This is a genomic window from Siphonobacter sp. SORGH_AS_0500, from assembly GCF_031453245.1.
Classification (GTDB): Bacteria; Bacteroidota; Bacteroidia; order Cytophagales; family Spirosomataceae; genus Siphonobacter.
Map to the genome: position 1 here is coordinate 3,753,235 of NZ_JAVIYT010000001.1, position 12,395 is coordinate 3,765,629.

A 12,395-nucleotide genomic window follows, 5' to 3' on the forward strand; every position below is an offset into this window, starting at 1 on the left:
GATGTGGTCACTAGCTTTTGATGAGGCGTTAGTTACTCCAGTTAAAGGTCAAGCCTAAGAAGTACGAACGTCCATAACTCTGAGGTATCGGACCGCTACTGCTGTGAGCACTACCAGAATCAGTAGCGGTATTATTGAGTCGGGTTACATCGAGGATATTTTTCACCCCGGCATTAAGAGTCAATACGCGGAACAAAGGCTTACTGATGGAGAAATCCATCCAGTGAAAAGCAGCCGTTTCGGCCAGTTGCACACTGAGATCGGCGGCCGTTTGGTAACTGGTACGTTTTCCGGTGTATTTATAGAAGAGGTTAAGTTTGGTATGAATGCTTTTGACCATGTAAATCAGGTTTGCATTAAATTCAGAAGCCCAGTTGAATTCGGGAATGCGGGCATCTGTCGAAAGCTGATTGAAACGACCGATGTAAGAGTAACCCACAGAGCCTTGCAGATCTTTCCATTGCAATACCGTATTCAGGGTTCCTCCAGCAGTTTTGAAACGGTCGATATTAACCGTACGCATGATGCGAGGATCAACCGGATCATTACCGTAGGAAATCAGATTATGGAAATCGTTATAGAAAAATCCCGGAACCAGATTTAGATAACCCGCTTTGCTACGCAGCATTTCCCAGGAAAATGATCCATTAAAGCTGTTCGAGTATTCTGCTTTCAGATTGGGATTACCCTGAATGGAATGGCTGGCGTCAAAAAAATTGAAGTACAATTCCCGCAAAGCTGGCGACCGGAAGCCACGTGCGTACGAAGCCCGAAAGTCCAATTTTTTCGTGAGGGCAAACTTGGTATTAATGGAAGGAATGACGGGCGGAGCCTGATACACGGAGTTATGAATGAAGCGTAACCCGGGTCGAATGACTATTGCTTCCACGGGTTTCCATTCCGAAGAAACGTAAAAAGCCAGATCGGATATTCCATCATTCGCTGAAATTCGGGCTCCGGCAGACTGATCACGATTCAACTCTACGCCCGGCTGAAACGACCACTGATTATTCAGCCGATATTGAGCCGTAGCCCGGAACATGAAGTTATCGAAACTGGCTACGTCCTGTTCCCCTTCCCCAAGCGAAAGCGTCCGGCGACCTGTGTTTAAATCAATTTGAGTCGTTTGGGTACGGCGGCTGTAATCCGTATAGGCGGCTATGGCATTCAAACTCAAACGGTCGTTAGCCTTCCATTCGGCTTGCCCCTGATGCATGAGGCGTTTGGTAATGAAGTTCTGGTCACGAGCGACATTTGTGTTAGCATTCGCGGCTCCCAAAGCCTGGATGGTTTCCTGTAACCCATCCAGCCGATAGCGAATGCTGAAGTTATCGTTCCGGTAGCCGAGGGTTCCATTCCCTAACCACTGATTTTTAGCCTGCCAATCGGGCATGCGGGTTTGAGAATATCCCTGCCAGCCGCCAAAATCATTGCGGCTTCCGCCTACGGACGCAAACCAGCCTTTTCGTTGCCACGTTACCCCAAAGCTATTTAAATGCGAACCTTGGCCCCGGCCTAACTCGTATTCTTTCCCCACACTTTCTTCCTGCACCCGAGCCATCACGGATAATTTCTCAGCTCCCGGTTTTTTGGTAATAATATTAATAACTCCCGCCAGTGCATCTGAACCATACGATACCGACATGGGACCTTCTACGATTTCGATGCGAGCAATGGTATTAATATCAATCTGATTGAGGCTTTCGCGGGTATCACCCCGGTCAAGCATGGGTACGCCGTCCAACAGAATTTTGACGTTACGACCCGTCATACCCATCAACTGAATGTCGGACGTGCCCAGAGCCATGTCATTGGAGAAACGAATACCAAGCTCGGTATTCAAAACCCCCACGAGCGAAGTAGCCGCCCGGGCCTGAATTCGTTCCAGATCGATGGTTCGTACCTGAAAAACGGATTGCTTGAGTGACTGAGGCTCAAATTGGCCCGTTACAACCACTTCCTGAAAATTTGTATACTCGGATTTGAGTTGAATATCCAGCGTTTGGGTCTGCCCTCCTTCAACTTTCACGGGCAATTCAAGACTACTCATTCCCACCCGACTCACCCGGATTTTGTAAGCCCCGGGTTTTAAGTCTTTGAAAAGATAACGCCCCTGCTCATCAGAAATGACGCCGTATGTAGTGCCTTTCACAACGAGGGAAGCCGCCTCAACCGCCTCCCCTTTTTCGTCGGTTACTTTACCTACCACACGGCCCATTTGAGCCCAGACGTGACCCATCGTCAGGCTAAAGAAGAATACATATCGAATGATTGAATGGACAGCCACGGAGGTACGAATTGAGCAAATTATATTTATTTAGATTTAATCTAATTTCATACAAAGGTAAAAATGATTTGGAACTGACAAGAGTTTCCTAAAAAATTTAAGATTACTGGTAACAAAAAAGACCGCTCGCTGAGCGGTCTCCGATGGTCCTAAAGCCAATACCTATTGACCAACAACTAAACTATGGGTGGGCCTCCAGCCATTCTTCTCCATTTTCATAAATCTCTTTTTTCCAGATCGGTACTACTTCTTTCAGGGTATCAATCACCCAACGGCAAGCGTCGAAAGCATCTTTGCGGTGTGGGGTGGCTACGGCAATTACCACCGCAATGGCTCCGATTTCCAAAACGCCTTTGCGGTGAACAATAGCAATTTTTTCTACTGGCCAGCGGCGGGACGCCTCATCTGCCAGTTCCTTCATTTTCTTCACCGCCATCGTATCGAAAGCCTCAAATTCCAGTCGAACGACTTCTTTGTTTTTATTATGATTCCGAACGGTGCCAATGAAAACATCAACGGCCCCGGCCCGCTCGGATTGAACCGCGTCAATACAGCTCTGAACCTCAATAGGCTGATCGGTTATTTCTATCATTTTATTGCTATTAATCGTTGTTGGTTGCTAGCGATCAGTGTCGAAATTAGAGGTAAGCCCAAAGGATGATCCGTCTAACACTGATCTCAAAACTTTAAACCCCAAAGGCTATCCTCCACTCACGGGGGGAATCAGAGCAATTTCATCGCGTTCGGTCAGTACTACATCCGTTTCAGCATAATCTTCGTTTACCGCTACTAGCAATGATTTCAGTTCAGCCAGTGAGGGATAGTCCCGGCGAATCAATTCTAATAAATCCTGCACGCGGGCACCTTCGGGAAGCTGGACGCTTTTTTTTGAGCTTCCCATAATATCACGGGTAATGCCGTATAAATGTATTGTCAATTCCATATTTCAAAGTTGATAAAGCTTCGGGAACAAGCGAGGCTTTTTTTCGTTTATTTGTATAAGATGTCAACAACTCACCCTCTCATTTATGATAACCACGGGCGGCCCATCCAGTATTTACGACTGGCGGTTACCGATCGTTGCAATCTTCGCTGCTTCTACTGCATGCCCGAAGAGGGTATCCCCTATCTGCCCAAAAAACAACTGCTGAGTTACGAAGAAATGTTACGCATTTCAACCGTGCTGGCAGGCTTGGGCGTTCGGAAAGTTCGTATTACGGGTGGTGAACCTTTCGTTCGGCACGATCTAACGAAGTTTCTCTATCAGTTATCCGACATCGAAGGTATTGAGGAAATCGCCATTACTACCAATGGTGTTCTCACTCAAAAATACATTCCAGACTTAAAAAAAATAGGCGTTAAAACGATTAACCTCAGCCTGGATTCGCTGGATCGGCAGCGATTTTATGACATTACTCGTCGGGATGAATTTACCAAAGTAGAAGCCTGCCTATACGAGTTACTGGAAGCGGGCTTTGAAGTAAAAGTCAACGCCGTGGTCATGGAAGGCCGTAACATTGAAGACCTGATTCCACTAGCCCAGCTTACCGAGAAATATCCCGTTTCGGTTCGATTTATTGAAGAAATGCCTTTTAATGGCGAAGGTTCCCATTATCCTATTCTTCATTGGACTTATCGTCGAATTCTGGATCATTTGAAAACTGAATTTCCTGATATTCAGAAACAAATCGATCCGCTCAATTCTACGGCTTATCATTACCAGATTCCGGGTTTTGAAGGAAACATTGGCATCATCGCCGCTTTTTCCCGGACTTTCTGCGGCACCTGCAACCGCATTCGAATGACGGCACAGGGAACGCTGAAAACCTGCCTTTACGACGATGGGGTAATGGACGTTCGGGATTTGTTACGGAAAGATATTTCGGACGAAGAACTCACCCTTAAGTTTATTCAGGCCTTCCGAAATCGGCCCAAAGATGGATACGAAGCAGAACAGTTGCGAAGCACTTCCGTCCATGAATCCATGACCACCATCGGTGGGTAATTTGTTCCTGCACTTCCAACATTTCACTACACAATCACAAAAGATCATTTATAGCTTTGGTTATTATCCGTAACAGCCATGAGAGAATTACATGATACCTGTCCCTGGGTCATTATGATTTGCGAGGGAAGTAAATGCAGCCGACTCCAGAAAGATCTGCGACGCACCTTTAAAAGTGAACTGAAAGAGCGAGGTCTGAAGCGGGAAGTTGAACTAGTGGAGATGGAATGTACCAGTCGCTGCAAACAGGGTCCCGTAATCGCCATTCAGCCCGCTAACCTCTGGCTTGGCGAAGTCCGGGAAACCAACGTACCTCAGATTATTGATGAAATGTTTCGGGAAGAACCCGCCTGATGATTTCTTTTTTTAAAACCAGACTTTCACTAAGTCTGGTTTTTTCGCTTTCTCAGTTTCCCTTCACTTTCAAGCTGGCAAGATCTTTTTCACTACCTTTCAGGTCGTTACGCCCAGTCACCTTGCCCTAATACCAGATAAAATCCTTCGCATTAAATTCGTTTAATCCCGCGGCTGATTTTTAAAAATCTGAGTACATTGGTGCCCGTACCCCAAACCATTTATTTACCGCCTTATTGCCCTAAAACTCTATGAATTTCAAACGCCTTAAACGTATTTTTTTACGAGTATTCGCCCTTTTCTTCGTTCTAGGGCTTATACTAATGGCGGCTATTTATAGTTACAGGGATCGGATTTTTGACCGTATCAAGCACGAAGTCAGTCATCAGATCAAGGGCAACTTTTATGCAGATAACTTCAACATCGTTTTCTGGGAAGGTGGCGTTCCGGGCTTAACCATAACGCTGGAAAACGTCAGGCTTGAAGATTTAAAACACGATCTGCATCATGTTGATTTTCTGACCGTCCGGCAGGTACGCGTTCGACTTGACCTAATCGATCTTTTCCGGCGGCAGGTTCAGATTCGCCACATTCGTTTGGTAGATGGAACGGTTAATGCTCTTAAACTCAAGGATGGTTACGCCAACTGGAGCATATTTGAGCCGAAAGATCCCGCTAAAAAAACGGCTCAGGCCCGAAAAAAAGGTTTTCTGGTAGATATTAAGCAGGTTCGCCTCGAAAATATTCAGGTGCACTTCGCTGATTCGCTTCATCATAAATGGTACGGTGGTTTATTCAAAGACATCGTCTGCCAGATTTCCCATAAAAAAAATCAGTTCAAAATCGGCGTTCGGGGACCTATGCATCTGGATGGGCTGGCCTTTAATCCCAATAAGGGTAGCTTTGGTACCAATCAGGAAACGGAACTCAAGCTGAACCTTCGCATTGATACGGCTACTCGAGTCTTAACCCTTGAGCCTTCCCGCCTGGTTTTCGAGAAAAAAGATACCCTGCGGGCTCATGGCCGTTTTCAGTTTTTTGTGAAACGTCCGCCGAATATGAATATCTATCTTCATCTGAATCGGCTTCCTCTTACCAAAGCTCTCGACTTAATGCCCCGTCAGTTGGCAGCGTCCATCGGGAAATTTGAATATTACCCGGAAATTGAAAGTGCTGTTGTTCGGGTGAACGGTTCGACCGGAGCGGGTATCGAACCCCAAATTGACGTTCGCTTTGCCACAGGACCGGGCCGTTTTGAATCCAAGCTGGGTTTATTAACGAATCTGCGGGTAAAGGGGCATTTTACCAATCATGCCAGCGGTTCACTCCCCACGGGTAATGAAAATTCCCGAGTATTTTTTGATGAATACACCGCCAACTGGGACGATGGTCTGCCCGTCAGTGGCAAGATGATTATTCATAATTTCATTAAATCCAGAGCCTATATCACCGCCCATATTGATACCGATTTTTCAAGATTAAACGATAATATCAACGCAAGTAACTTTGTACTTGAAAACGGTAAAATTTACCTCGATGCTCAGTATAGAGGGGGCGTTGTAAACGTTATTGACCCTAAAACGGGTGATTTATCAGGCTTATTAACTGGTTTTGTGAAAGTTGAAAACGGCAGTTTTCGTTACCTGAATCGTCAGTTGATTTTCGATCAGTTAAACATGAAAGCCAGCTTTAATGAAAAAGATTTATTGATTCATCACATCAACACACGTCTCAACAAAAGTCCGTTAACGGTGAAGGGGCAAATTAAAAGGTTAATCCCTTTTCTTACTTCCTCCAATGTTCGGTTGTACGCTAACGCTTCTATTTATTCGCCTAATTTGAACTTCAATGCGATTAAAATTATGCCTTTGAAGCCCAAAGGCTCTGCTCTGGCCCGGAAACAAGCCCGCAAGCAGTTAATCGCTAAAGTAGATCGGATCATTGACCAGTTAGAAACCGATATTGATGTACGATTTGACCAATTCCAGTATCGCCATTTCAAAGCCAGTCAGGTCAGTGGAAAGCTTAACCTGACGAATAAAAAAATGCAAATCAAGTCATTGGCGATGAATGCCTTTAGAGGAAACTTCAATTTCAATGGTCAAATTGATTATGTGCAGAGCAACCCTGCTCGACTGAGTGTGGCCTGTGCTCTGCGAAATACCAATATTCAGGAGCTATTCTGGGCTTTTGACGACTTTCAGCAACAAACCATTACGCATCGAAACATTCGAGGCTTATGGAATTCGGAAGGGAAAATTGAAATGAAATTACGCCGGGATTACACCCCAATTCCGGGTACGTTTTCAGGTTACCTTAATTTCAACCTTCGGAATGGGGAATTAATTGGTTTCAAACCTATTAAAGGCATTCAGAAATTCATCTTTAAAAATCGGGATTTTGACCATATCAAATTTGCTCCATTAACGAGTCAGTTCCGTTTTAAAGGACGTGAAATTGAAATGGATAAAATGGCCATTGAGTCAACGGCCCTGACCTTATTTGTTGGAGGAACTTACAGCTTTGGGAATCAGACGGATTTATTCGTTCAGATTCCTCTGCGTAACCTTCGCAAACGGGATAAAGATTATGAATTGGTGCGTTACGATGAAGAACATACGCCCGGCTGGACGCTCAACTTAAGGGCTAAAGACGAAGGTTCAGAAACAAAAATCAGGCTGGATATTGGTCAGCGGGTTCGTCATCGTAAAGCTAAACGTCAACTTCAGGAGCTTTCCGAAAAATCGAGTCAAATCCCTTAGTTTTAAAGTAAATCTTCAGAAAGTCAGGGGTTTCAGACTAAATTTCCGTCTTGAGAAAAACCTCTGACATCTATGAAATCTTCGCTTTCCCGCCGGTCGTTCTTACAACAGGCCGGATTACTTACATCGGCCACTGTTTTAGGCTCCTCTCTTGGCCTTTTTGCTTTCAAAAAATCAGGATTACAGATTGGTTATTCGGCCATTACCTGGGGAGGTAAGGATACCGATGCTATCAAGGATATCTCCTCCCTCGGTTTTCAGGGCATTCAGCTTCGAGCCAATGCCTTTGGCCCCTATCGTAACAAACCCAGTGAACTTAAAGCTGAGCTCGACGCTCATCAACTGAAACTGGTCATGTTTTCTAGTGGCAACGTAGAAATTGACCCGGATAAAGAAGAAAGCACCATCAACATGCATACGGCTCACGCCAGCTTTGTGAAGGCATTGGGTGGAAGCAGCATCCAGTTAACCAATAATGCTCGACCGAAAGACCGGAAACCAACGACAGAAGAATTGAAGCGACTAGCACAGGTTATGAACGAAATTGGCAAACAAACGGCTGCCATGGGCATTCAAGCCACGTATCATAACCACATGCACCAGTTGGGCGAAACGCCAGAGGAAGTGGATATTATCGTTCAGGAGATGAATCCGAAGTATGTAAAATTATTACTTGATGTAGCCCATTATCACCAGGGCGGTGGCGATCCGGCCAAAGCAATTCATCAATACAAAGACCGGATTCATGCTCTGCATTTGAAAGACGTTCGCTGTCCTTTACCCGGTAATCCCGATCCGAAAGCCTATAAATTCGTTGAACTGGGTCAGGGAAACGTTAACCTTCCAGCGGTTTTCAAAGCCTTAAACGAGATTCATTTCAAAGGCTGGGGAATCATCGAACTGGACGGCGTTCCCGACCAGGGGAAAACCGCTCTTTCCTGTGCCGAAACCAGCAAAAAGTTTTTGCAGGAGCAAAAGATTGCCATCAGCTAAGCTAGTTTTCCGTTGTTGGTTCTCAGTTACACTACTTAACGCCTTTACTACCTACCGACGTACTAGCTTATAGACCGCTGCCAGCGAAAAAGCTGGCAGCATGAGTCAATAGTAAACCTAATAACCCGTTCTAACCTACTAAATTCATTAAAGAACAAAAGACCCATCGCATCTGGCGGGGAGATGAGAAAAACTAACTAGTCATAAAAACCGCCTCTTACCCAGACACGATAGAGTCGCGTCTCTACCTAATGACCGTTCTTAACTACTCTGGATTTGCAATCCGAAAGAGCGGAGCGTGGCTACTCTAGCTAACCCCAGAGGAGTTCAATAGGGATAATCCCGGCCTACTTTCTTCGAAACGGTAAGCTTTCTCTATAAATGAACTCTATTTTTCAGGGTAAATCCAAAAAACGGGGTCATTTAAATGAAGTGTGCCTGAATGATTCTGAGCGGTTGGATCACCTTCCCCGTGTGGACCATTAAACCATTAAACATGAAAAGATTATCAGTACTTTTAGTAACGCTGGCACTTTCCAGTCATACCCTAACGTATGCCACCAATCCTCCCAAGGGCACCTGGAAAAATTTATTTGACGGAAAAACCCTGAAAGGCTGGAAGATAGCTGACGGATCGGCTTCGGGTAAGGCTAACTATGAAATCAAAAACGGAGAAATCATCGGTATTTCTCAGATGAATACGCCCAATACCTTTCTTCTTACTGAACAGCAGTACGGCGATTTCATTTTTGAATGTGACGTAAAAATTGATAACGATCTCAATTCCGGTATTCAGTTCCGCAGCCTGCAACGCGAAGGCGATGGCCGCGTCAATGGCTATCAGATGGAGATTGACCCCGCCGAACGTAGCTGGAGCGGCGGCATTTATGACGAAGCTCGTCGAGGCTGGCTGTGTAATCCTAATAATAATCCGGCTGGTAAAGCGGCTTTCAAAAGAGGCGAATGGAATAAATACCGCATTGAAGCCATAGGTAACTCCATCCGCACCTTCGTCAATGGCGTTCCCGTTTCAAATCTGGTGGATGATGTAACTCCTAAAGGATACATTGCTTTACAGGTGCATAGCATTGGTAAAGATGCTTCGCATGAAGGAAAGACCATTCGCTGGAAAAACATTCGTATCCAGACGGATCATCTACAGCCCTCTCCTGTTGACAACACTCCTGTTATTAACCTGATTCCCAACACCATTTCTGAACAGGAAAAAGCGTTAGGTTTCAAACTTTTGTGGGATGGGAAAACATCCAATGGCTGGCGTGGGGCAGGTAAACCTAATTTTCCTACCAAAGGATGGATTATGAAGGATGGGGAGTTAACGCTGGATGTAGCTTCCGGCGGTGGTGGAGACATCCTGACTACTGAAAAATTCGGAGCGTTTGAGCTGACCTTCCAGTTCAAGTTAACGGAAGCAGCCAATGCCGGAGTCAAATACTTTGTGAATGAATGGGTAACTGATACCTACGAATACCAGCCTAATCAATCGCCTACTACCATCCCTGCGGATGCCCTAAAAAGTGTAGCAACGGTTGGGCCGGAATTTCAGGTGTTAGATGACGAAAAACACCCTGATGCTAAACTCGGAGCGGGTGGTAACCGCAAGATTGGTTCGTTATATGACCTGATTCCAGCGGATAAGACAGGCCCTAACAAAGCCGCCGTCAAGAAAATTGGGGAATGGAATGAAGGCCGGGTGATTGTATATCCCAACAATCACGTGGAGCACTGGCTGAATGGGTTTAAAGTGCTGGAATACGAGCGAAACTCCCCACTTTTTAAAGCTCTGATCGAACGTTCGAAATACGCTCCATTCAAAGGTTTTGGTGCAGCCGAAAAAGGCCCCATCCTCCTTCAGGATCACCACGACATCGTCAATTTCAGAAGTATAAAGATTCGGGAATTAAAATAAGTTTGGGGTTGGGCGTTTATGGTTTTGAGTTATAAGGTTGACGTAACGTATTCGCTTACAACAGCAATCACTCTAAACCCCAAACGCTAAACACCAAACTCACAAACTCAATTAATAACCTAATAAAAAAGCCGATTAACCTTCGGTTTAGACTATGGAAAATCGTCGAGAGTTTCTTAAGAAAGTATCATTGGCTGCTGCGGGCACGGCTTTGAGCGTGAATGCGATGTCTGCAGCCAGTTATCGTAAAATCCTCGGAGCTAACGACCGCGTTCGTGTGGGTTGTGTAGGATTCTCCGATCGTTTCCGGGCTTCACACGTCCCTCCGTTTAAAGCTCTGGCGAAGGAAATGAACTTCGAGATGGTGGGGGTTTCTGACATCTGGAAGCGTCGCCGGGAAGAAGGTAAAGCTTTCCTGGAAAAACAATTAGGCGGAACCATTAAAGATTATCGCAATAACGACGAACTCTACGATGCCAAAGCGGTTGATGCCGTATTCATCAGCACAGCCGATTTCCAGCACGCCATCCACACGATTGATGCGGTAAAAGCGGGCTGCGATACCTATACCGAAAAACCACTGGCCGAAACCATGGAAGATGCCCGTGCGGTATTGAAAGCCGTAAAAGCCTCGGGTAAAATCGTTCAGATTGGTTCGCAACGTCGCAGTGGTGCGAATTATCACGCGGCGGAAGAATTCATCAAATCCGGTAAATTCGGTCCTATTACTATGGTTGAATTAATGTGGAACGTAAACCAGCCCGGTCGCTGGCGTCGCCCTGAGCTGGTAGCTCAGTGTAAGCAGGAAGATCTGGATTGGAACCGTTACTTACTCAACCGTCCAAAAGAAGCTTTTGATCCTCGTAAATACCTGGAGTACCGCCTATTCTGGCCTTATTCTTCGGGAATTCCCGGTCAATGGATGAGTCACCAGATTGACACGGTGCACTGGTTTACCGGCCTGCCTCACCCCCGTTCAGCCGTAGCGAATGGAGGCATTTACCAGTGGAAAGACGGTCGTAAAAACGCCGATACCCTGACGGTAGTATTCGATTACGGCCCGCTAACCGACCCTACGACTGGTTTCCAGGTATCGTTTGCCAGCCGTTTCAGTAACTCGGCAGGAGGCACAAAAGAGATTTATTACTCCAACGGTGGAGAGCTGAACCTCGACACCAACATGATTTCACCTACGGGTGGGTTAACGGCTCGGGATGCAGCAGACATGAAAATGCAAGCCAATCTGCTGGCTTCTGCCAAACTGGAAGGACCTAAAGTAGAAACGGGGGCGAACACTGGCGGCGACGTACTGACGTTCAACCACATTAAAAACTGGATGGAATGCGTACGGAGTCGTAAAACGCCAAACGCTCCGATTGAAGCGGGTTACCAGCACTCCATTGCCACCATCATGTCCAACGCAGCGTACCGCACGGGCCTTCGGGTTACGTTCGACGAAAAAACGCAGGAAGTTATGGCGGGTAACAAAGTCTTCAAGTATTAAAAGATTGCTTAATGCCATAAAAAAGCTCTGCAACGATGGTTGCAGAGCTTTTTTATGGTCCCCTTCTCTAAACGGCAGCGGCTGTAGTCATGGTCATGTACAGGTTAATGGCAAACTGACAGGAAATCAGTAACTCCAAAGGCGATTCCTGATTGGGCTCTACCTCCACCTGATATTCATACCTGAATGAGGTCCAGTTGAACCTGGGCATGAAAGCCAGCGTAACGATTCCCATTTCATTTTCAAGGATAAAATGATGGTTCATCAAACCCCGCCCTTTTAGCAGGAATATCTTTTCTTTTCCATCATAATCAATTCTAATAATAATCTGTCCTTTCCAGTTAAAGACGATATCTCCCTTATCAATCTCATTTATAAAAATATCAAACTTCGAAGCCCAGATATTTTTAGGTTTCAGAAACAGTTGTTTATCCGGCAATTCGGCTTTCCCATTACTCGAAAACCAGCCATCGTAACGAAACGTCGTCAGTAACTTCTCGTGTTCATTATAAATTTCAAATCCAGCGTTACTTGATTTAATCTGATAGGTTGTTTTCATAGCA

General features: G+C 45.6%; 10 protein-coding genes. 6 read left to right on the forward strand and 4 right to left on the reverse strand.

Annotated elements, in window-relative coordinates; translation table 11 throughout:
* Positions 1 to 28 precede the first annotated feature (28 nt).
* From QE357_RS16030 to QE357_RS16040, 3 genes are all read right to left on the reverse strand, one after another.
* Positions 29 to 2,287 (reverse strand): TonB-dependent receptor, encoded by a 2,259-nt coding sequence (locus QE357_RS16030; protein ID WP_309709519.1) that lies wholly within the window; start codon positions 2,285 to 2,287, stop codon positions 29 to 31.
* A gap of 181 nt (positions 2,288 to 2,468) precedes the next feature.
* Positions 2,469 to 2,879 (reverse strand): molybdenum cofactor biosynthesis protein MoaE, encoded by a 411-nt coding sequence (locus QE357_RS16035; protein ID WP_106635306.1) that lies wholly within the window; start codon positions 2,877 to 2,879, stop codon positions 2,469 to 2,471.
* Positions 2,880 to 2,987: 108 nt separating this feature from the next.
* Positions 2,988 to 3,230, reverse strand: coding sequence for a MoaD/ThiS family protein (locus QE357_RS16040; RefSeq protein ID WP_106635305.1), 243 nt, complete (start codon positions 3,228 to 3,230; stop codon positions 2,988 to 2,990).
* A 60-nt stretch (positions 3,231 to 3,290) separates the two neighbouring features.
* Between QE357_RS16040 and moaA the strand changes: the two genes are divergently transcribed.
* From moaA to QE357_RS16070, 6 genes are all read left to right on the forward strand, one after another.
* On the forward strand, positions 3,291 to 4,292 hold the full coding sequence (gene moaA, locus QE357_RS16045) for a GTP 3',8-cyclase MoaA (protein WP_309709526.1): 1,002 nt from the start codon (positions 3,291 to 3,293) through the stop codon (positions 4,290 to 4,292).
* 78 nt (positions 4,293 to 4,370) lie between these two features.
* Positions 4,371 to 4,646 (forward strand): (2Fe-2S) ferredoxin domain-containing protein, encoded by a 276-nt coding sequence (locus QE357_RS16050; protein WP_106635303.1) that lies wholly within the window; start codon positions 4,371 to 4,373, stop codon positions 4,644 to 4,646.
* A gap of 251 nt (positions 4,647 to 4,897) precedes the next feature.
* Positions 4,898 to 7,408 (forward strand): AsmA family protein, encoded by a 2,511-nt coding sequence (locus QE357_RS16055; protein ID WP_309709529.1) that lies wholly within the window; start codon positions 4,898 to 4,900, stop codon positions 7,406 to 7,408.
* Positions 7,409 to 7,480: 72 nt separating this feature from the next.
* The gene (locus tag QE357_RS16060; RefSeq protein WP_309709532.1) at positions 7,481 to 8,401 is read left to right on the forward strand and encodes a sugar phosphate isomerase/epimerase; all 921 of its coding nucleotides are present in this window, start codon (positions 7,481 to 7,483) and stop codon (positions 8,399 to 8,401) included.
* A 496-nt stretch (positions 8,402 to 8,897) separates the two neighbouring features.
* On the forward strand, positions 8,898 to 10,328 hold the full coding sequence (locus tag QE357_RS16065; protein WP_307140923.1) for a DUF1080 domain-containing protein: 1,431 nt from the start codon (positions 8,898 to 8,900) through the stop codon (positions 10,326 to 10,328).
* A gap of 154 nt (positions 10,329 to 10,482) precedes the next feature.
* Entirely contained in the window at positions 10,483 to 11,832 is a 1,350-nt protein-coding gene (locus tag QE357_RS16070; RefSeq protein WP_309709537.1) for a Gfo/Idh/MocA family oxidoreductase, read from the forward strand.
* Between the two features lie 67 nt (positions 11,833 to 11,899).
* Here the strand turns inward: QE357_RS16070 and QE357_RS16075 are convergent, their stop codons facing one another.
* Positions 11,900 to 12,391 carry an aminotransferase gene (locus QE357_RS16075; protein ID WP_106635298.1) on the reverse strand — a complete coding sequence of 164 codons (492 nt, stop codon included), beginning with the start codon at positions 12,389 to 12,391 and terminating at the stop codon, positions 11,900 to 11,902.
* Between the last annotated feature and the right edge of the window lie 4 nt (positions 12,392 to 12,395).